Origin of the sequence: Xenorhabdus japonica (assembly GCF_900115195.1) — a bacterium.
In the GTDB taxonomy this organism is placed as follows: Bacteria; Pseudomonadota; Gammaproteobacteria; order Enterobacterales; family Enterobacteriaceae; genus Xenorhabdus; species Xenorhabdus japonica.
Map to the genome: position 1 here is coordinate 1 of NZ_FOVO01000041.1, position 20,003 is coordinate 20,003.

The 20,003-nt window shown below is 42.6% G+C and carries 21 protein-coding genes and 1 riboswitch; of the genes, 10 read left to right on the forward strand and 11 right to left on the reverse strand.

Annotated elements, in window-relative coordinates; translation table 11 throughout:
- Positions 1–92: 92 nt before the first annotated feature.
- Positions 93–545, reverse strand: coding sequence for a GNAT family N-acetyltransferase (locus BM135_RS13625; protein ID WP_092520450.1), 453 nt, complete (start codon positions 543–545; stop codon positions 93–95).
- A gap of 38 nt (positions 546–583) precedes the next feature.
- The gene (locus tag BM135_RS13630) at positions 584–1,198 is read right to left on the reverse strand and encodes an LOG family protein (protein WP_092520452.1); all 615 of its coding nucleotides are present in this window, start codon (positions 1,196–1,198) and stop codon (positions 584–586) included.
- Positions 1,199–1,343: 145 nt separating this feature from the next.
- On the opposite strand from BM135_RS13630, the gene rhtA reads away from it, so the two are divergent.
- Complete coding sequence (gene rhtA, locus BM135_RS13635) at positions 1,344–2,234, forward strand: threonine/homoserine exporter RhtA (RefSeq protein WP_092520454.1); 891 nt, start codon at positions 1,344–1,346, stop codon at positions 2,232–2,234.
- A 195-nt stretch (positions 2,235–2,429) separates the two neighbouring features.
- Complete coding sequence (locus tag BM135_RS13640; protein WP_045969765.1) at positions 2,430–2,651, forward strand: alkylphosphonate utilization protein; 222 nt, start codon at positions 2,430–2,432, stop codon at positions 2,649–2,651.
- A 54-nt stretch (positions 2,652–2,705) separates the two neighbouring features.
- Here BM135_RS13640 and dinG read toward each other — a convergent pair whose 3' ends face one another.
- On the reverse strand, positions 2,706–4,841 hold the full coding sequence (dinG, locus tag BM135_RS13645; protein ID WP_092520455.1) for an ATP-dependent DNA helicase DinG: 2,136 nt from the start codon (positions 4,839–4,841) through the stop codon (positions 2,706–2,708).
- Positions 4,842–5,099: 258 nt separating this feature from the next.
- Here dinG and BM135_RS17085 point away from each other — a divergent pair, with 258 nt between their 5' ends.
- Together BM135_RS17085 and sseA are read left to right on the forward strand one after the other, a co-directional pair.
- Positions 5,100–5,255 (forward strand): hypothetical protein, encoded by a 156-nt coding sequence (locus tag BM135_RS17085; protein WP_175486153.1) that lies wholly within the window; start codon positions 5,100–5,102, stop codon positions 5,253–5,255.
- A gap of 39 nt (positions 5,256–5,294) precedes the next feature.
- A complete protein-coding gene (gene sseA / locus BM135_RS13650) occupies positions 5,295–6,134 on the forward strand; it encodes a 3-mercaptopyruvate sulfurtransferase (RefSeq protein WP_092520456.1) in 840 nt (279 codons plus the stop codon).
- Between the two features lie 156 nt (positions 6,135–6,290).
- On the opposite strand, the gene BM135_RS13655 is transcribed toward sseA, so the two are convergent.
- From BM135_RS13655 to rhlE, 3 genes are all read right to left on the reverse strand, one after another.
- Positions 6,291–6,542 carry a GlsB/YeaQ/YmgE family stress response membrane protein gene (locus BM135_RS13655; protein WP_092520457.1) on the reverse strand — a complete coding sequence of 84 codons (252 nt, stop codon included), beginning with the start codon at positions 6,540–6,542 and terminating at the stop codon, positions 6,291–6,293.
- Positions 6,543–6,730: 188 nt separating this feature from the next.
- Entirely contained in the window at positions 6,731–7,714 is a 984-nt protein-coding gene (dusC, locus tag BM135_RS13660) for a tRNA dihydrouridine(16) synthase DusC (RefSeq protein ID WP_092520467.1), read from the reverse strand.
- A gap of 3 nt (positions 7,715–7,717) precedes the next feature.
- Positions 7,718–9,208, reverse strand: a complete 1,491-nt coding sequence (gene rhlE, locus BM135_RS13665) for an ATP-dependent RNA helicase RhlE (RefSeq protein ID WP_092520471.1) — start codon at positions 9,206–9,208, stop codon at positions 7,718–7,720.
- A 363-nt stretch (positions 9,209–9,571) separates the two neighbouring features.
- Here rhlE and BM135_RS13670 point away from each other — a divergent pair, with 363 nt between their 5' ends.
- From BM135_RS13670 to BM135_RS13690, 5 genes are all read left to right on the forward strand, one after another.
- Positions 9,572–10,264, forward strand: a complete 693-nt coding sequence (locus tag BM135_RS13670; RefSeq protein ID WP_092520475.1) for a transcriptional regulator — start codon at positions 9,572–9,574, stop codon at positions 10,262–10,264.
- Between the two features lie 132 nt (positions 10,265–10,396).
- On the forward strand, positions 10,397–11,437 hold the full coding sequence (gene hlyD, locus BM135_RS13675; protein ID WP_092520477.1) for a secretion protein HlyD: 1,041 nt from the start codon (positions 10,397–10,399) through the stop codon (positions 11,435–11,437).
- Positions 11,438–11,446: 9 nt separating this feature from the next.
- Positions 11,447–13,183: an ATP-binding cassette domain-containing protein gene (locus tag BM135_RS13680; RefSeq protein ID WP_092520478.1), complete on the forward strand. Its 1,737-nt coding sequence runs from the start codon at positions 11,447–11,449 to the stop codon at positions 13,181–13,183.
- A complete protein-coding gene (locus BM135_RS13685; protein ID WP_092520480.1) occupies positions 13,180–14,355 on the forward strand; it encodes an ABC transporter permease in 1,176 nt (391 codons plus the stop codon). Before BM135_RS13680 ends, BM135_RS13685 begins: the two co-directional genes overlap by 4 nt.
- 12 nt (positions 14,356–14,367) lie before the next feature.
- Positions 14,368–15,474 (forward strand): ABC transporter permease, encoded by a 1,107-nt coding sequence (locus tag BM135_RS13690; RefSeq protein ID WP_092520482.1) that lies wholly within the window; start codon positions 14,368–14,370, stop codon positions 15,472–15,474.
- A gap of 172 nt (positions 15,475–15,646) precedes the next feature.
- On the opposite strand, the gene BM135_RS13695 is transcribed toward BM135_RS13690, so the two are convergent.
- The 5 genes from BM135_RS13695 to moaA all read right to left on the reverse strand — a co-directional run bounded on the left by BM135_RS13695 (position 15,647) and on the right by moaA (position 18,772).
- Positions 15,647–16,357, reverse strand: a complete 711-nt coding sequence (locus BM135_RS13695; protein ID WP_092520484.1) for a Bax inhibitor-1/YccA family protein — start codon at positions 16,355–16,357, stop codon at positions 15,647–15,649.
- Positions 16,358–16,564: 207 nt separating this feature from the next.
- Entirely contained in the window at positions 16,565–17,020 is a 456-nt protein-coding gene (moaE, locus tag BM135_RS13700) for a molybdopterin synthase catalytic subunit MoaE (protein ID WP_092520485.1), read from the reverse strand.
- 2 nt (positions 17,021–17,022) lie between these two features.
- Positions 17,023–17,268: a molybdopterin synthase sulfur carrier subunit gene (moaD, locus tag BM135_RS13705; RefSeq protein ID WP_092520486.1), complete on the reverse strand. Its 246-nt coding sequence runs from the start codon at positions 17,266–17,268 to the stop codon at positions 17,023–17,025.
- A complete protein-coding gene (gene moaC / locus BM135_RS13710; RefSeq protein ID WP_092520488.1) occupies positions 17,265–17,744 on the reverse strand; it encodes a cyclic pyranopterin monophosphate synthase MoaC in 480 nt (159 codons plus the stop codon). The genes moaD and moaC overlap by 4 nt, the downstream gene beginning before the upstream one ends.
- A gap of 47 nt (positions 17,745–17,791) precedes the next feature.
- On the reverse strand, positions 17,792–18,772 hold the full coding sequence (gene moaA / locus BM135_RS13715) for a GTP 3',8-cyclase MoaA (RefSeq protein WP_092520490.1): 981 nt from the start codon (positions 18,770–18,772) through the stop codon (positions 17,792–17,794).
- Positions 18,762–18,910: riboswitch (molybdenum cofactor riboswitch) on the reverse strand. Its footprint overlaps the gene before it by 11 nt.
- A gap of 132 nt (positions 18,911–19,042) precedes the next feature.
- On the opposite strand from moaA, the gene yvcK reads away from it, so the two are divergent.
- Positions 19,043–19,951: a uridine diphosphate-N-acetylglucosamine-binding protein YvcK gene (gene yvcK, locus BM135_RS13720; RefSeq protein WP_092520492.1), complete on the forward strand. Its 909-nt coding sequence runs from the start codon at positions 19,043–19,045 to the stop codon at positions 19,949–19,951.
- The last annotated feature ends 52 nt before the right edge of the window (positions 19,952–20,003 follow it).

The window sequence follows — 20,003 nt, forward strand, 5'->3', positions numbered from 1 at the left end:
GGATTGTAAATCACAAACGATCATCAATGTTCCTACCTTTATGTACTGAAGGCACATCACTGAACTAACTGTTCAATTTAGACCCGTTTGCCCTACATAGTTCTACTTACTTCTTGATATCCTTCTCTTGCATAAAAGCGTATTGCATCAACATTCTTAGATAATACACTCAGTTCAAGATGTGAATAATGGTTTTCCTGCGCCCATCTTTTCATTCCAGCCAATAACTTCTGACCGATTCCGAGACTTCTGGCATCTGGGCTGACAACTAAATCGATAACGTAGCCATAAGTTCTGGGGACAATACAGTTAAAAGGAGGTGCCTTTTGCTCCTGTGCAATAAAAAAACCTCTAATAGCACCATTCTCATCTTCCGCAACAAGCAAATGAAACTTATCATTATTGACACTGGAAACAATGAAATCTCTGTCTTGTTCAGTGGATTGCAATCTATCTGGCTGCAACGCAGCCATTTCACTGAACAATATATTATAGAGAGATAAAATAGTCTCAATATCCTGCATAGAAGCTGTTCTTATTACCATAATATTCTCCCGAATCTTTCCAACCAATTAATTCCCAATCACCTAGTGTAAGTTTTTACCGAAGGAACTGTGTAATCATTAAAGCGATCAAGTAATAAAGCAGGCTCTTGTTCAACAATTGCCATATGACGATATTTTTCTTGCAGAAATTGCTCATCAGCCATTTTATTAAACATGGAAATCAGGGGATCATAAAATTGATTAATATTGAGAATGCCACAAGGCTTGCTATTCAAGCCAATCATACTCCAAGTTAAAACCTCACTGAATTCTTCCAATGTACCAAATCCCCCCGGTAAAGCCACAAAACCCTCTGCCAGTTCGATCATTTTGCTTTTGCGCTGATGCATGGTTTCCACAACATGGAGTTCAGATAAATTCTTATGAGAAATTTCTCGTTCTTCCAGTAATGTTGGGATCACCCCAATAACTTTACCGCCTTCTTTCAAGACAGTATCCGCTACAGTCCCCATGATCCCTACGCTGGCGCCACCATAAACTAAAGTAATACCGCGCTTAACCAGCTCTTTCGAAAAATATATCGCACTTTCTTTATAAATTTCAGACACACCCAAGCTTGAGCCACAATAAACAGCAATACTTTTTACAGAACTATTTATTTCTAAAGAATTTTTCACCGCAATATCTTTCATTACTAAACTCCATTATTGTTGTTGTTTTAATTTCTGATTAAACGATAGCCTAACAAGCATACAATTAATAATACAGTTGAGTTATATCTGTTTCACTGAGAAGATGACCCCCTTTAAATAACACGTTGTAACTGAGGTTTTATAAATGTCTCTTTCCAAACATCGGGCCGCTTCTTTTCCATTGCTTCCTGTGATTTTATTATTATTGTCAATGACATCAATTCAAGCTGGAGCCTCACTGGCTAAAACGATATTTCCTGTCATTGGAGCGCCTGGTGTCACAGCCCTGAGACTTGCATTAGGAACGATTATTCTATTTCTGATTTTTAAACCGTGGCGTCTGAAATTTCAGCGATCTTCATTGATTCCTCTTTTTGCCTACGGCATTTCACTCGGGGCAATGAATTACCTGTTTTATATGTCATTATCCCGAATTCCTCTCGGCATTGCCGTTGCACTTGAGTTTACCGGGCCTTTGGCGGTCGCAATGTTTTCTTCCCGACGCCCTTTAGATTTTCTCTGGATTGTTTTGGTCATTGCCGGATTATGTTTCCTGTTACCAATTGGAGATAGCGTCAATACTCTCGATCCCATTGGTATTTTATACGCACTGGGAGCTGGGGGTTTTTGGGCACTTTATATTATCTTCGGGCAACGTGCCGGAGCGGGCTATGGTGCTGCAACTGTCTCTATTGGTTCACTGATAGCGGCCTTTATCTTCTTCCCAATCGGGTTAATACAGACTGGCCCTGAAGTACTGTTTAATGTTTCGTTACTGCCTATTGCCCTGGGAATCGCTATTTTATCCACCGCATTTCCCTACACACTGGAAATGATTGTCCTGACTCGCCTTCCAGCCAAAACATTCGGGACATTAATGAGCCTTGAACCTGCATTGGGAGCATTATCAGGTATTATTTTCCTTAATGAGCATTTGGCCGTGATTCAATGGGTTGCTCTTTTCTGCATTATTTGTGCCTCTATAGGCTCTACCTTAACCATTAAGCAAAAAACCAAAATAGAAAAAGTAGAATAATTAATTTAAAAACATTATTTTTCATTAAGTTAAGGCCAAAAATGTGGCCTTTTTTACAGCTATTATCATTATTGGCGAGAAAAAACATTAAAAAATAGAAGTTATAATCTTAAAAACTACACTAACCTTTAAAAAAATCATTTTTCTCTCTATAATCCCTGTTTGATTTAAAAATAAACATGAGGATTCTATAAGATGGATATTGAAGTTAAAGATTCTAACGGCGCGTTGCTGAATGATGGTGACTCAGTTCAGGTTATCAAAGATCTGAAAGTCAAAGGTACTTCCAAGACGCTGAAACGCGGCACCCTGATCAAAAACATCCGCCTGACCCACCGCGAAGATGAAATTGAGTGTAATGCCGATAAAATCAAAGGGTTAGTTCTAAAAACCTGCTTCCTGAAAAAAATAGGATAAATAAAGGTTACAAACCCATTTTTGAATAAAGGATAAATAATATTAAATTTTATATTATTTATCCTTTTTCCTTATCTCTAACTCTTTTTCCGATGGCACGTTTGGTCGTTCAATTGGAAATACAGGCAAAGAATTTAATAAACGTGGCCCGTAACGTTTAGTCAATAACCGATTGTCATAAATCACCACATCACCATAGCACTCATGGCTGCGAATTAGTCTTCCCACTTGTTGGATCAAGTTAAAAGAAGCACTGGGTAAACTTTGCACTTCAAATGGGTAGTGTTTCAAAGATTTCAGCCATGCGCTTTCAGTAATAATCACTGGATTGGTTACAGGGGGAAATGCAATTTTATGAATATGGACTTGTGAAAGATATTCACCTTTTAGATCCAATCCTTCTGCAAATGACTGCAATCCAATCAGCACACTGGCTTGTCCTTCATCAATACGCTTGCAATGTGTTTCTACCAATCGATAGCGGGGCTGATCACCTTGTACCAATAACATTAACCGCAAGTCTGTGACAAAAGTGAGGAATCCTTCCATTGCTCGTTGGCTGCTAAAAAGCACCAACATTCCCCGATGCTTCCCTTCCATCATCTGAGAACGAAAATAACGCGACATTTCCTCGAGATGCTGCATTTCATTTTGAATGGTCGGTTCTTGTGTCATCTGGGGAATAACCAAACGCCCTTGCCGAACATGTTCAAAAGGCGATGACAAAGTAACAAAACGATCATCATGATTTTCGTGTAATCCGGTGAGTTCCTGAATGCGGGAAAAACTATTCAGTGAACGCAACGTAGCCGATGTCACTACAACATGGGGAATACTACGCCATAATAACTGGGTTAATTGTTCACTGACCCGGATTCCTGAACAGTGAAAATAAAGATGTGATTGGTTTTTCTCATGGCGACGCGTTAACCATTTTGATATCGGCGCATGAGAAGATTCTTCTTGTGAAGCCAAACGCCACAATTTTGCCATATTCTCAAAATAGCCCAGTGTTCGGCTGGTTTGCAAAATAGCACGATTCAATCGGACAATATCTTGTTTGGCAGTTTGATCGCTCAAATCATTTAAAATCGCTTCTGCTAAACCACGTAATCCATCAGTGAGTTTAAATAATTGCTGGCAACACAACAGTAAACTATCTGGTAATTTTCCCAGCTCAAACAGATATTCTTCCGCTTCGCCGCGCTCAGGCAAAAGCGCCTGAGTCATCTCCGCCAATTCCTTAAAGTATTCACGAATTGTTTCACAATGAGTCTGTAATCGGGGGATATTTGCCAAAGCAGGCGGTTTCGTCGGCCGAAATTGAATCAGGTATTGCTCCACATGACGGATAAATAAATCTAACTGTCCATTAAGCTGGAATAACGTAATTTCTCCTCCAACTTCCAGTGAATCCCTTGCTACTTCAGGAATATGATGCCCTTCATCCAAAACCAGCAGCAGATTTTTTGCCTCCGGTAAAACAGATTCACTTTCTAACGCAGCCATAACCAAGGAGTGATTGGCAACGACAACATCGGCATCTTCAATTTCCCGACGGGCAAGAAAAAATGGACAACGATGGTAAAACTGACAGTTTCGTGCCAAACAGTTCATTTTATCTGTACTGATTTTTGTCCACAGCGAATCCGATAATGCCAGCGTATGGTGATCACGTAAGCCATCCCATACAAATGTTGTATAATCACTGCGCAATCGGCGGCATAGTTCCCGTTCTTCACTATTAGCAATTTCTGTTTGGTCTTCGACCAAAAACATCAAGTCAATCTGCTCTCCCTCTGCAGCACAAATTGCCTCCAGATTACGTGGACAGACATAACGCGCACGACCAAAAGCACCTGTGAATTTAAGATCAGGAATAATTTTACGCAGCAACGGTAAATCCTTGCTGTAAATTTGATCTTGCAGAGCAACATTGGCTGTACTTACTACCAACGGTTTCTGTTCTGCCCGACTGACGGCAATTCCCGGAATCAGGTATGACAACGTTTTTCCTACTCCCGTTGGTGCTTCTATTACTAAATGCCGTCCTTCTTCATCCGCTAACGTTTTTGCAACCTCTGCAATCATCTGACGTTGGGGTACGCGTGGAATGAAACCATCAATATGGGTAGATAATGACTTATACCACTGACTAATTTGATTTTTTGTTGAACTGGAAAGTGCCATGAGCTTTGTTATTTAAAAATAGGAGGACTATTCTCCCATAGAGTTGCTCTCAAATCAGCCTTATATGGTCATTACTGGGAAAACGTTTCCAGCTTTTTGCTATTAATGCAAAAATTTAGTGCAAAAATTAATGCAAGAAAACCAGTACGAGATAGTCAATTCAAGAAAAGCGGTTATCGCTTGTCTGGAGTGCAGAAGCCGATATACTTTTGGTTTGCTATCTTTTGACTTTTTATCAAAACATTATTGGATACAAAAATGAAAAAAATCCTGCTCATCATCATCATATTATTTTCTATTGGCTCAATCGGTGGAGTCTTTCTGGCGGGGTTAAATATGTATACTCGGTCAACAACACCAGCAGAAGAGCCACAACAGACTCAGCAGGAAAATACTCCGACAGGGCAACATTAAATATATTGGCTTTTATCGTAACACCAGATGAGGAAGCGCATGAAAAATGAATATTTTGTCAGTCCACAATGGCTAAACGAGCATCTCCATGATGAGAATATCGTTGTTGTTGATGCCAGTACACCAATGCCCACTCAATCCATTGACTATCACCAACTCTGGTTAGAGAAGCATATTCCGGGGGCACAGTTTTTTGATCTTGATAAAGTCGCCAATCTACAGACTAACCTGCCGCACATGCTGCCAGAACCGGAAACTTTCCGCCAAGCTGTTAACAAAATGGGCATCAGCGAAAATCATCTGGTGGTAATTTACGATCAGGGAAATATGTTCTCCGCTCCACGGGCATGGTGGACATTCAAAATTTTTGGTGCCCGCCATATCCGTATTCTTGAAGGAGGATTACAAGGCTGGCAACAGGCAGGTTATCCAACTCAATCGGGAAAATTTACCCGTTCACCTGAGGTTTTCAATATCCAATTTTCCTCTGAAAAAGTCTGCTCTCAGACACAGATCCTAGATATATTCCGTAATAATGTGCCAGTACAGTTTGTTGATGCCAGAGTAGAAGATCGTTTTCAGGCAAAAGTGCCAGAACCCCGTCCGGGTTTGAGAATGGGGCATCTCCCCGGCGCTAAAAATATTCCGTGGACAGCCTTGATTGATAATGGACATTATAAGTCAGTAGAAGAAATTGCGGCGATATTCCGTAAAAAAGGCATTGATTTAAACCGACCTATTATTACCAGCTGTGGTTCTGGAATGACCGCCGCTGTTTTAATCTTAGGGCTTGATATGATTGGTCACAAAGAAGCTGGATTATACGATGGTTCTTGGGCTGAATGGGGAACTGATGATTCATTGCCACTAGAAAAATAAATATTGAAAAACAACTATGTGACCGGGGTAAGTGAGCGCAGCCAACAAAGAGGCAACTAGAAAGACGAAGGGTATAGTAGCAAAGGGCATCAGAATACTATGCCCTTTCTTGTTATTGATCATATAAGCCCTGAATGTTAAGAGAAATTTATAAAACTATTGACTGGAAATTTTATGGTATACAAATAGAACAACCATTGCGCCAACAACAGCAATGACGAAACTACCCAAATTAAAGCCGTCCACTTTTCCCATGCCAAAGAACGTGCTGATATACCCACCGACAACTGCTCCCACAACACCTAGAATCACCGTCATAATGATGCCACTGTTGTTGTTTCCCGGCATAATCCACTTAGCAAGAATCCCAGCAATTAGGCCGAAGATAATCCATGACAGAATACCCATATACAACCTCCAGAATTGATTAGATTATTTGTTTACGAGCTTAATTATGTTACTACGACCTAATTTAAGACACTAACGAAAAGAATTGCAAATTATAAAAAAGACATGTATCAGTAATTAGCATTATCAATATAAATGGTTGACTTAAAAACAATCATCATCAATTCAATTTGAATCTTCTCAATGCGCTAACAAACCTGAAGCTTTGGCTCGATTTCATATAGTGGTAAACATCTCTTCACTGCGTAGGAAATAATATTGGCAATTTCAGCAGACGTTTTTAATACCCTGATTTGCATAAATAATGCATCCGCTTCATCATACTCTTTGCGCAAATATCCCAACCATTGCTTGATACGGGCAACATGATACAACCCTGTATCTCCCTGCTTTTCCAGATAAGTATATTTTTGCAGTAGCTTAAGCACACCGCCCCAAGGCATTCTCGGTTCGTTATATTTAATCATTCGGCTCAAGTTTGGTGTATGTAGTGCGCCGCGACCTATCATTACAGCATCACATCCTGTAATTTTGATACATTCCTGAGCGCTTTGCCGATCCCAGATTTCACCGTTGGCAATCACTGGAATGGAAAGGCGACGCCGAATTTCGCCTATCGCCTCCCAATTAATACGCTCTGCTTTATAACCATCTTCTTTGGTTCGTCCATGCACAACCAATTCGGTTGCTCCTGCTTGCTGAACTGCATCCGCAATCTCAAACTGACGTGAATCAGAATTCCATCCCAGACGTACTTTTACCGTCACGGGTAAATGCGCTGGAACGGCTTCACGCATGGCTTTGGCTCCCTGATAGATGAGTTCGGGATCTTTCAGTAAGGTAGCACCGCCACCACTGCCATTGACAGCCTTGGACGGACAGCCACAGTTTAAATCAATACCCCATGATCCTAACTCAACTGCCCTGACCGCATTTTCTGCCAACCATTCTGGATACTGTCCCAGAAGCTGAATTCTAACCGGTGTTCCCGATGGAGTACGACTCTGATGATATAGTTCAGGGCACAGCCGATAAAAAGATTTTACCGGCTGTAAGCTGTCAACCACACGCAGGAATTCTGTAATACAAAGGTCATACTCATTGACTTCACTCAGCAATTCCCTGACCAGAGAATCCAGAACACCTTCCATCGGAGCCAGCAAAACGCGCATGAACTACTCTCCCGCTACCGAAACACGCGGAGCTTTGGTTGCCGGGCGCTGATGGCGTTGACGCGATGGTGCACCTTGATTGCAACTGCGTGGACGATCACTGCCTTGGTTAGCCTGATCTTTATTTGCCTGATTTTGTTTGGAATGGCCTTGCTTGTCATTTTTACGTTGACCGTAAGGCTGTTCATTATGTGGGTGATGATCGCGGAAGCTATTATCCTGAGAATTATTTCTGCGAGAAGCATTACTGCGAGATGAAGTATTTCTGCGAGAAGTATTGCCACGAGGAGCATTACCACGAGAAGCATTATCACGGCTATTACGTCCATTCTGGATTGGCTCTGCCTTAATAGAAGGATCAGGTTCATAACCCGGAATGGCAATACGTGGAATTTCTCGCTTCAATAAACGTTCAATATCTTTCAGTAGCTTATGCTCATCGACACACACCAGCGATATTGCCTGCCCTGTCGCATCTGCACGACCAGTCCGGCCAATTCGATGAACATAATCTTCGGCAACGTTTGGCAACTCATAGTTGACGACATATGGCAACTGATCAATATCGAGTCCACGGGCAGCAATATCTGTCGCTACCAATGCACGAATTTGCCCTGTCTTGAAGTCAGCCAATGCACGGGTTCTCGCCCCCTGACTTTTGTTACCATGGATCGCAGCAGCCGTCACGCCATCCTTATTCAATTGCTCTGCCAACCGGTTTGCACCATGTTTAGTACGCGTAAATACCAATACCTGCTGCCAGCTCTGGCTGCCTATCATGTAAGAAAGCAACTCACCCTTGCGCTTTTTATCTACAAAATGGATTGATTGATCAATCTGTTCTGAAGCCGAGTTACGCCGTGCAACTTCCACACTTACTGGATCTTTCAGCAATTTGCTGGCAAGGCTCTTGATTTCATCGGAGAACGTCGCAGAAAAGAGTAGGTTTTGGCGTTTCGCTGGCAGCTTATTCAACACACGACGAATATCATGAATAAATCCCATGTCCAACATGCGATCAGCTTCATCCAGAATCAGAATTTCAATGCGAGAAAGATCCACGGCATTTTGATACTCCAAATCCAACAAACGCCCTGGTGTTGCGACCAAAATATCCACACCACCACGTAACTTCATCATCTGTGGATTAATGCTGACACCACCGAACACAACAAACGAACGTAATTTAAGGTACTTACTGTAATTACGTACATTTTCACCCACCTGAGCCGCCAGTTCCCGAGTCGGAGTTAAAATCAATGCCCTGACCGGGCGACGGCCTTTTGCCTGAACCGGGGATTCACTTAAGAGTTGCAGGATAGGTAAAGTAAACCCTGCTGTTTTTCCCGTGCCTGTCTGGGCACTGGCCAGTAGATCTTTACCGAATAATACAACAGGGATGGCCTGCTGCTGAATAGGGGTAGGTTCCGCGTAACCTTGTTCTTCAACGGCACGCAAAATATCAGCCTTCAAGCCGAGTGACTCAAAATTCATAAATAAAAAATGCTCCAGACTTCACCATTCCTGATATCAATTCAGGGGCAGTTTTATGGGAAGAAAACAGACGCGATAAAACGCAAAGAAATAACACAAACTGCAATGCACCATAAATAGCGCGGCATTATAACAGATATGTTTTTCCACGCAGACCTAAAGAAGCCAATAATTGAGGATAAAGTTGATTGAAGCTCTTCAGTGACAGGTCAGTAACGGGAATTTAGCTTTATTATTGGTGTCTATTAAAAAGACAATTTATGTCAACTTTACATCGACTTACTTTAGTTTTAAAGTTAATCATACGATTGATATATTTTTTCGACATTCTTGAAAATTCTTTGCAACAGGAAATATTTTAACATGGCAGCGAAGACGGCTCAGACATTACGAGGCGAACAAGCCAGGCAGCAACTTCTAGAAGCAGCAATAGAAATCTTTGGCAAATCAGGTCTGGATGGTGCTACTACCCGCAACATTGCCCAACACGCACAACAAAATATCGCAGCCATCGCATACTATTTTGGTTCCAAAGAAGGATTATATCTTGCAGTCGTGCAGCATATTGCCGATACGCTAAAATCAGAATTTTCCCCCCTCATTGAAACAATTGATCGTTTTTTTGTTGAAACACCAAAACCCTATCCACAAGACAGAATACTGGAATTTATTCATCAGGGAATGGTTAGCTATAACCGCCTGATTTTCGAAAAAAGCAGTATCAATATCAGCCGGATCATGTCCCATGAGCAGTTGACACCAACAGAGGCCTACAGTGTCATGCATGATCAGGGACTGGCTCCGATTTATTCCCGGTTGAATAGACTTATTGCCAATTATATCGGCGCTGATGAATGCCAGATTTCAACCCAAATCCACACCCATGCCTTATTGGGTGAAATTCTTTCTTTTCGTCTGGCTCGGGAAGCCTTATTGCGCCAAACAGGATGGGATAACATTGGTGCCAAAGAATACGAATTAATCAATCAGGTTTTATCTCAACACATCAATTTATTGCTTGATGGGTTAAGAAAGCAGTCATTCAGTAAGCAATAAACTCAGTGCTTAGGTATTAAAAACATAAGCATTAAAAACGTATATACCCAATAGCTCTCAAGTAGCGGAATAATCAACAAAGCCACCATTTGGAAGATAGAGGGTATAAATTGAAAAGGCATAAGGGATAGTATGAACAGTAAAAAGTTTGCTCTCGCCCTATTGGCGCTCATTGTTGTTATCAGTGCTATTGTTGGTTTTTATTATTATCAGGAACAAAACAGCAGGGAGCTGACCCTGTATGGCAACGTCGATGTCAGGACTGTCAACCTTAGTTTTCGAGTTGCTGGCAAGCTGTCTGCTCTGCAAGTGGATGAAGGCGATGCCATCACTGTGGGCCAGACGCTGGGCCGTCTCGACGAGGCTCCCTTTATCAATGCCTTGAATCAAGCCAAAGCCGCTCGTGATGTCGCCAAGGCAAATCTTGCCAAAACCGAAGCAGGTTATCGTAGCGAAGAAATTGCCCAAGTACGTGCTGAAGTGGCTCAAAAAGAGTCAGCATTCCGTTTTGCTGATAACTTCCTGAAACGTCAGCAAGGATTGTGGCAAAGTAAAACGATCTCAGCCAATGATCTGGAAAATGCCAGAACCGGGCGCAATCAAGCACTGGCCGCTTATCAAGCAGCAAAAGATAAATTGCGTCAGTTCGAAACCGGTTATCGCATAGAAGAAATTGCGGCGGCAAAAGCTCAGCTTGCCCAAGCAGAAGCGACCGTCGCACAGTCTGAACTCAATCTGAAAGACACCCAACTCACCTCACCATCAGCAGGTGTGATCCTGACCAGAGCCATTGAACCGGGCACAATGCTGGCTGCTGGCAATACTGTTTTTACCCTGTCACTCACCAATCCCGTTTGGATAAGAGCATACATTGATGAACCTAATCTCAATCAGGCCATCGCTGGACGGGAAATTCTGATCTATACCGATGGACGGAAAAATCGGCCTTATCATGGCAAAATCGGTTTTGTTTCTCCTACCGCCGAATTTACCCCTAAAAATGTCGAGACACCTGATTTAAGAACAGACTTAGTTTATCGCCTGCGAATCATTGTCCTTGATCCCGATAACAGCCTGAAACAAGGAATGCCTGTCACTTTGCGTTTTGTCGATGCAAATTTTACTGAAGCTAATTCTACTGAAACAAAAAACTTTACTGAAACAAACAAGTAAGGCAATAACATGACCAGTTCAGCTTATATGATAAAACTGAACGGCGTGGAGAAAAATTTTCCAGGTTTGGAGATTCCTGCTGTATCTCATCTCCAGGCAGAAATTCAGGGCGGATCAGTGACAGGTCTTGTCGGCCCAGATGGCGCTGGAAAAACCACGCTGATAAGAATGTTAGCCGGATTATTGAAACCTGATAGCGGCAATATTGAAATCATGGGGCTCGATCCCATCAAAGACAGTATTCAAGTACGTGCTGAACTCGGCTATATGCCGCAGAAATTTGGCTTGTATGAAGATTTAACCGTAATGGAAAATCTGACTTTATATGCCGATCTCCGGGGTGTACTTGGCGAGAAACGCAAAACAACATTTCAAAAATTACTGACCTTCACGGACTTAACCCACTTTACCGAACGGTTGGCGGGAAAACTATCCGGTGGCATGAAACAAAAACTGGGGCTTGCTTGTACATTATTGGGCAGCCCGAAAATTTTGCTGCTGGATGAACCGGGCGTAGGCGTTGATCCCATTGCCCGTCGTGAGTTATGGCAAATGGTACATGAACTCGCTTCCGACGGTATGCTGATTCTTTGGAGTACTTCTTATCTGGATGAAGCCGAGTTATGTCGTGATGTTTTGCTCATGAATCGGGGGAAACTGCTCTATCGCGGTCAACCACAAGATTTAACGCAAGGTATTGCAGGCCGATCTTTTTTGCTTGATGTTAAACAAGGCGCTCGCCGCAAGATGCTGCAACATGCCCTTACCTTGCCACAAGTTACTGATGGTGTAATTCAGGGGAAATATGTTCGTCTGATCTTAAAAGAAGAGGCGGATAAAAACGACTTACTCCAACAAATAGGACTACCTGAAGCCAATATCTTTGATGCCGAACCACGTTTTGAAGATGCATTTATCGATTTATTGGGTGGCGATCCCTCTCATCGCTCCGAATTGGCTGAAATCATGCCACAAATCCCGCCAAATCCGACAGAAACCGTGATAGAAGCTTGTAGCCTGACTAAAAAATTTGGCGATTTTGCTGCCACTGATCATGTAGATTTTCAGGTGAAGCGGGGAGAAATTTTCGGCTTATTGGGGCCGAATGGCGCTGGAAAATCGACTACCTTCAAAATGATGTGTGGTTTGATGATCCCCACGTCAGGCAAGGCACTGGTTTTGGATATGGATTTAAAAACCGGTTCAGGCAAAGCTCGCCAACGTCTTGGTTATATGGCTCAGAAATTCTCGCTTTATGGCAACTTGACTGTTGAGCAGAATCTTAAATTTTTCTCCGGTGTTTATGGCCTGAAAGGTCGCCATCAAAAAGAAAAAATGTCTGGCATGATCCGTGCCTTCAACCTCGAATCAATCTTATATCAAAAGACTAATAGCCTTCCGCTCGGATTTAAGCAACGACTTGCCCTTTCCTGCGCATTAATGCATGAGCCTGACATTCTGTTTTTGGATGAACCCACTTCGGGCGTTGACCCGCTTACCCGCCGTGAATTCTGGTTGCATATCAATGGCATGGTGGATAAAGGGGTAACAGTGATGGTAACAACCCACTTTATGGATGAAGCAGAATATTGTGATCGTATCGGGCTGGTATTCCGAGGCAAATTGATTGCAGCAGGGACACCTGATGAGCTGAAAAAGCTGGTCGCCACGGATGAGCTTCCTAATCCCTCCATGGAAGATGCTTTTATCGATCTCGTGGTGAATTACGATAAGGAGCCACAATGAGTCATCATGAACATACGACACTTAAACATGCAATACATCAGAAAGCAGCCCGTTTCTCATGGCGTCGGTTGAAAGCACTCTGCATCAAGGAAACTAAACAGATTATCCGTGATCCCAGCAGTGCTTTGATTGCAGTGGTTATCCCTTTGATGTTGCTGTTTATTTTTGGTTATGGCATTAACCTTGATTCCAGCAAACTTCGCCTCGGTATTTTAATGGAGCAACAGAGCGAAGATGCCCGTGAATTAGTGCATGTATTTACAGGTTCGCCCTATATTGATGCCACTATCAGCGACAACCGCCAGCTTCTCATCAAAAAAATGCAGGAAAACCAAATCCGTGGCATTATCGTAATCCCGGTCAATTTTGATGCTCAGCTTGCCCGCATAGACGGCCACGCTCCTATTCAGGTTATTACCGATGGCAGTGAACCCAACACAGCCAATTTTGTTCAGGGTTATACCAAAGGCATCTGGCAAATCTGGTTACAACAACGAGGGCAAAATCGTGGTGTATCAACCACGCCTTTGATTGATACAGAAATTCGCTATTGGTTTAACCCTGCTGCCATTAGCCGACATTTTCTTATTCCCGGTGCCGTTTCAATTATTATGACAGTGGTAGGCGCAATTCTAACCTCACTCGTGGTCGCCCGTGAATGGGAACGCGGAACGATGGAAGCACTACTCTCAACTCAGGTCACCCGAACCGAATTACTGCTCGCAAAATTATTGCCCTATCAAATGCTGGGTTCTTTTGTCATGGTACTTTGCATGATATTCACGGTTTTTGTGCTGAACGTTCCCTATCGTGGTTCGCTTTGGATATTGGCGCTGGTCTCCAGCCTTTATCTCGCCACTGCCTTGGGCATGGGTTTACTGATTTCTACCCTGACACGTAATCAGTTCAATGCAGCGATGATTTCGCTTAATGCGGCTTTTTTGCCTGCCATTATGTTGTCTGGTTTTGTTTTCGAAATAGACAGTATGCCTGTGCTTATTCAGGCTTCGACTTATGTTATACCTGCCCGTTACTTTGTTAGTAGCCTACAGACGCTCTTTCTGGCTGGAAACATTGGCACTGTGTTGATTACAAATCTGCTTTTGCTGATTGCCAGTTCCATCGTCTTCATTGGTCTGACCGCGTGGAAAACCCGCCGACATCTGGATTAAAAAGGAAAGAGCATGTTTTATCGTCTGTATACACTTATCATGAAAGAGTTGCAGTCTCTTCTGAGAGAACCGCAAACGCGGAATATTTTGATTTTGACCGTGATTATACAAATGATCCTGTTTCCGTGGGCAGCAACGCTGGAGGTCAAAAACGCCGCCATCGCCATTTATAATGAAGACAAAGGACAGGCATCAATTGAATTAACCCAACGACTGGCAAAGTCTAAAGCATTTCCTGATGTTATCTTGCTAACCAGCTCGCAAGAAATCCGCCCCACATTGGATAACCGTAAGGCACTACTGCTGGTGCGTTTTCCACAGAATTTCAGCGCAAGTATCGCCAATCAAACACCAACTTCAATTCAAGTTTTGCTGGATGGACGTAATTCAAACAGTGCCCAAATTGCTGCCAACTATATTCAACAAATTGTGATGGATTACCAGAAACAGCTATTGGGAAATACCCCTAATTTCAATAACAGTGAGTTAATTATCCGTAACTGGTATAACGCCAACCTGGATTATAAGTGGTTTGTCGTACCATCTCTGGTTGCCATGATTACCACTATTGGCGTCCTGATAGTAACAGCATTGTCAGTCGCACGTGAGCGGGAACAAGGAACGCTGGATCAATTGCTGGTTTCTCCGCTGGCAACTTGGCAAATTTTCCTCGGAAAAGCCATCCCAGCGTTGGTTGTCGCAACTATGCAAGCCAGCATTGTTTTGCTGATTGGAACGTTATTCTATCAAATTCCTTTCGCTGGTTCATTACTGTTATTTTATGGTTGCATGTTGATTTATGGGCTATCTCTGGTGGGTTTCGGTTTGCTGATTTCTGCGGTTTGTTCCACTCAGCAACAGGCATTTATCGGTGTATTTGTGTTTATGATGCCCGCCATTTTGCTTTCTGGATATATCTCTCCGGTTGAAAACATGCCTGTTTGGTTACAGAACATCACGTGGATTAACCCAATCCGGCATTTTACTGATATCACCAAGCAGATTTATTTAAAAGGGGCGGATCTATCGGTTATTTGGCCGAATTTATGGCCCTTATTAGTAATTACTGTAACAACTGGTGGGATTGCTTATCGGCTATTCCGCAGTAAAATTGCGTAATAATAGCTCCAAAATATAAAACCTCAATAATAGGAAAGAGAGCGAATATTGGTAGATATTGGCTCTCTTACTCAATTTTTCCTTTTTTCAGAAAATGAAATTTTTATTTCCAACTAAAACCCCTGCCAATGCAGGGTTTTTATATAAAAAAAACAATTTGATATATTAGCAATTATCGACGATCACCCAGAATACGTAACAACATCAAGAACAGGTTAATGAAGTCCAGATACAGAGTCAGTGCGCCAGTAATAGAATATCTGCGAAAGTTCTCTTTATCATTCACATCCAGTTCTGCACCCATTTCTTTCAGTTTTTGGGTATCGTATGCAGTCAGGCCTGCAAAAATCACAACACCGATATAAGTGATTACCCACATCAATGCAGGGCTTTTCAGCCAGATGTTTAACAAAGAAGCCAGAACAATACCGATTAGCCCCATAAACAAGAAGCTACCCAGACCGCTCAGACTACGCTTGGTGGTATAACCATAAACGCTCAGTGCACCAAACATCCCCGCTGAAATGACGAAAGTGCTGGCAATAGAACTGCTGGTATAAGCTACAAAGATAACGGAAAGTGTCAATCCCGTCAGCATGGAGTACAGCATAAACAACCCTGTCGCCAGTGCTCCACTCATTTTATGAACCAAACCAGATAGCACGAACACTAGCGCAAGCTGGGCAATAACCAAGCCATAGAAAACAACTTTGTTCAAAATAATGGCAGATAAAATTTCAGGGGTATTTGCTACATACCATGCAACAAATGCTGTTAACAGCAAGCCACAAGTCATCCAACCATAGACTTGTGCCATGTAAGTTTGTATACCAGAACCAGTTTTCTGGACAATCGAATCATTAGAACGTTGATATCGGTCCATGATGATTACCTTTTTATGACAGTATTTAAGGATTAAGGCTGTTTAAAAAAACAACCCACACAGAGAGATATACATTAGCATAGAACATTAATAAAACCATCTGCCAATTAATGGCTATTTCATTGGTATATTATTTACCTGACCAGTTTTCGAGATAATTCACAGAATGAGCCACCGGACACAGTTTCAGGATATTATTACCAGTAATCATTGCCAGCGATTTACCGCATCCTGATCACTCTGCCTCGTTTCTACCCAACGCTCTCCTTCCGCAAGAGATTCTTTTTTCCAAAATGGCGCTTTGGTTTTCAGATAATCCATGATGAATTCAGCCGCCATAAAAGCCATATTACGGTGAGAACTGGTAACGCCAACAAATACAATCTCATCCCCTGGGTAAAGTTCACCAATGCGGTGGATAATACTGACTCGTTGCAAAGGCCAACGTTGGCGCGCTTCATCAATAATTTTCTGTAACATCTTTTCTGTCATGCCAGAATAATGTTCCAATGTCAGTGCCTTAACGTTATCTCCTAAGTTATGATTACGAACTTTACCCGTGAAGGTCACGACAGCGCCATCTTCATCACATTGCGAAAGCCATTGATATTCTTCACCAACATTGAATGCCTCCCGTTGAACGTGGATCTGCGTATTTTCCATTTTTATCCCCCCGTTACAGGTGGGAAAAACGCTACTTCATCACCGTCATTTAAGGCATGTTCAGTATGAACAAAAGATTGGTTCACGGCAGACAGCAATTTGCCTTCTTCTAATGCCAGCGCCCATCTTTCACCTTTTTCAATCAGTGCATGACGAAGATGCGCTACAGTTGGGAAATCATTCGGTAGTTCAAGAGAATCCGTTCCCACCAATTCTCTAACTTGAGCAAAAAACAGTACCTTTATCATGCTTCCACCTTAAAATTCCCTGATTTGCCACCGCTTTTTTCCAATAAACGCACAGACCCGATGACCATGTCTTTTTGCACGGCTTTACACATGTCATAAATTGTCAAAGCTGCTACCGATGCCGCTGTCAAAGCTTCCATCTCCACTCCTGTTTTTCCGGTCAAACGGCAACAAGATTCAATTCTGACACGATTATGTTCTGTTTGTGCTTCCAGCTGAACGTCTACTTTGTTGAGTAGCAGCGGATGGCAAAGCGGAATCAATTCCCAAGTCCGCTTTGCCGCCAGAATACCTGCAATACGGGCAGTAGCAAAAACATCTCCTTTATGGTGATCTCCAGCAATAATCATGGCCAAAGTTTCAGCCTGCATTTCAACAAATGCTTCTGCCCGTGCTTCACGCACAGTTTCCAATTTGGCAGAAATATCCACCATATGGGCTTCACCCGCAGTATTGATATGGGTTAATTGAGACATTCTTTGCTCCTAAAAAATTGCTCCTGAAAATGAATCTTGCAGTTAGGTTAACCACCAATAAAAGAAAGATTCTGGGTGATACCACTGTCACCCTGATGTAAAAAGTGAGTCTCACGTTTATGACGCAACCCACCTTGAATACGTAGTTTCAAAGCATCGAGTGCTGCGTCATCAGATAATAAATCACGCAATGGAATGCCCTGTTCACCAAACAAGCACAAATGAAGATTGCCAATCGCGGATACCCTCAGGCGGTTGCAGCTTTGGCAAAAATCTTTTTCATACGGCATGATGAGGCCAATTTCCCCCTGATAATCGGGATGATGGAAAACTTGAGCCGGCCCATCGCTACGCTCACGCTGCTGCTGCTGCCAACCTTGTTGCAACAATTTGCGACGAATCACTTCCCCAGAAACATGATGCTGATGAAAAATGTCACTACTCTCCCCAGTCTCCATCAGTTCAATAAAACGCAACTGGATAGAACGGTATTTAATCCAATCAAGAAAAGCTGACAGGTTGATATCATTTACATTTTTCATCAACACTGCATTAACTTTTACTGTGTTAAATCCCGCCTCAAAAGCTGCATCAATGCCACGCATAATCTGGAAAAATTTATTCTGTCCGGTAATGGCGTAAAATTGCCGGGGATCCAAACTATCAACGCTTACGTTAATAGCTGTCAGGCCAGCCGATTTCCATTGGGACACATCCCGCTCCATACGGTAGCCGTTAGTTGTAACAGCAATTTTTTTGATTTGCGGATTTTCATGAACCGCTGCGATAATGTCGCAAAAATCACGGCGCATAGTGGGTTCTCCCCCCGTTAGGCGGATTTTTTCTGTGCCAAGTTCAGCAAATGCCCGGCTAACACGACGAATTTCTGGCAAAGAAAGAAATGATTTATGACCATGAGGCCGATATCCATCAGGCAGGCAATATGCGCAACGAAAGTTACACACATCGGTAATAGATAATCTCAAGTAATAGAACTTGCGTAAGAATGCATCTACAAGTTGTTCCACAATAACACCTTCCAAGTACGGGAGATGCCGGTATTTCTACCTTGCATCCTGGTGACTCAGGAGCCACGGCCAGAGCATCATATCAATGTAGTATCCCATTCACAATGACACCAGATTATTACGGTATTTCCAAACTGTTGCGCGATCATATCAGGTAAAAAATCTGCACAAAATAACATCAATTTCTGAAAGCATCATATTTTATGATAAATTAGATAAGCTTTATTAAATCCTACGTTTAGCCAGTAATTAGCCAGTAACAGGAATCCTATGCGAAATCGCACATTAGCTGATTTGGATCGCGTTGTCGCCCTCGGCGGCGGCCATGGACTCGGACGCGTTATGTCTTCCCTTTCTTCCCTCGGAACCCGCCTGACAGGAGTTGTAACGACAACTGATAATGGGGGTTCAACCGGTAGAATACGACGTTCAGAAGGCGGAATAGCATGGGGAGATATGCGTAATTGCCTCAATCAGCTAATCACGGAACCCACGATTGCTTCTACCATGTTTGAATATCGATTCAGTGGCAATGGCGAATTATCCGGGCATAATTTGGGCAATTTGATGTTGAAAGCACTGGATCATTTAAGTGTCCGACCCCTTGAAGCGATTAACTTGATCCGTAATCTGTTGAAAGTCAATGCACAGTTGATTCCAATGTCGGAACAATCGGTTGATTTAATGGCGATTGATGATCAAGGCAATACCGTGTATGGCGAAGTTAATGTCGATCAGCTCAATTGTATACCACAGGAGCTATCGCTTTACCCTCGCGTCAACGCCACTAAAGAAGCATTGGATGCCATTGAGCAAGCAGATTTGATTCTGATCGGCCCCGGTAGTTTTTTCACCAGTCTAATGCCATTGTTGTTATTGGAAGATTTAACGCAATCCCTGCGACGCAGTAACGCTAATATGATTTATATCGGTAACTTAGGGAAAGAACTTAGCCATGCGGCTGCTAAGCTATCGTTACAAGATAAAATCGAAATCATGGAGAGTAAGATTGGTCGCAAGATGATTAATGCGCTTATTGTCGGCCCATGTACAAATATCAGTCCTTTCGGTGATCGGATTGTGACACAACAAGTTTTGGAAGCACAGGATATCCCTTACCGCCATGATCGTGAGTTACTGCGCCAAGCAATTGAACACACCCTGCAAAAATTGGGTTAGCTAATAGACGGAAATAGAGAGTGAAATCGTTCACTCTCTATCATTACTTTAG

Bases quoted from the DNA above. Each gene is read 5' to 3' on its own strand.
- dusC (WP_092520467.1), bottom strand. From the start codon at position 7,714: ATGCGCGTTTTGCTGGCTCCGATGGAAGGTGTTCTGGATTCTCTGGTC.
- BM135_RS13690 (WP_092520482.1), top strand. From the start codon at position 14,368: ATGTTTTATCGTCTGTATACACTTATCATGAAAGAGTTGCAGTCTCTT.
- BM135_RS13630 (WP_092520452.1), bottom strand. From the start codon at position 1,198: ATGAAAGATATTGCGGTGAAAAATTCTTTAGAAATAAATAGTTCTGTA.
- BM135_RS13695 (WP_092520484.1), bottom strand. From the start codon at position 16,357: ATGGACCGATATCAACGTTCTAATGATTCGATTGTCCAGAAAACTGGT.
- moaC (WP_092520488.1), bottom strand. From the start codon at position 17,744: ATGTCTCAATTAACCCATATCAATACTGCGGGTGAAGCCCATATGGTG.
- BM135_RS17085 (WP_175486153.1), top strand. From the start codon at position 5,100: ATGAAAAAAATCCTGCTCATCATCATCATATTATTTTCTATTGGCTCA.
- dinG (WP_092520455.1), bottom strand. From the start codon at position 4,841: ATGGCACTTTCCAGTTCAACAAAAAATCAAATTAGTCAGTGGTATAAG.
- BM135_RS13670 (WP_092520475.1), top strand. From the start codon at position 9,572: ATGGCAGCGAAGACGGCTCAGACATTACGAGGCGAACAAGCCAGGCAG.
- yvcK (WP_092520492.1), top strand. From the start codon at position 19,043: ATGCGAAATCGCACATTAGCTGATTTGGATCGCGTTGTCGCCCTCGGC.
- sseA (WP_092520456.1), top strand. From the start codon at position 5,295: ATGAAAAATGAATATTTTGTCAGTCCACAATGGCTAAACGAGCATCTC.
- hlyD (WP_092520477.1), top strand. From the start codon at position 10,397: ATGAACAGTAAAAAGTTTGCTCTCGCCCTATTGGCGCTCATTGTTGTT.
- BM135_RS13640 (WP_045969765.1), top strand. From the start codon at position 2,430: ATGGATATTGAAGTTAAAGATTCTAACGGCGCGTTGCTGAATGATGGT.
- BM135_RS13680 (WP_092520478.1), top strand. From the start codon at position 11,447: ATGACCAGTTCAGCTTATATGATAAAACTGAACGGCGTGGAGAAAAAT.
- moaE (WP_092520485.1), bottom strand. From the start codon at position 17,020: ATGGAAAATACGCAGATCCACGTTCAACGGGAGGCATTCAATGTTGGT.
- rhlE (WP_092520471.1), bottom strand. From the start codon at position 9,208: ATGAATTTTGAGTCACTCGGCTTGAAGGCTGATATTTTGCGTGCCGTT.
- moaD (WP_092520486.1), bottom strand. From the start codon at position 17,268: ATGATAAAGGTACTGTTTTTTGCTCAAGTTAGAGAATTGGTGGGAACG.
- rhtA (WP_092520454.1), top strand. From the start codon at position 1,344: ATGTCTCTTTCCAAACATCGGGCCGCTTCTTTTCCATTGCTTCCTGTG.
- BM135_RS13685 (WP_092520480.1), top strand. From the start codon at position 13,180: ATGAGTCATCATGAACATACGACACTTAAACATGCAATACATCAGAAA.
- BM135_RS13625 (WP_092520450.1), bottom strand. From the start codon at position 545: ATGGTAATAAGAACAGCTTCTATGCAGGATATTGAGACTATTTTATCT.
- BM135_RS13655 (WP_092520457.1), bottom strand. From the start codon at position 6,542: ATGGGTATTCTGTCATGGATTATCTTCGGCCTAATTGCTGGGATTCTT.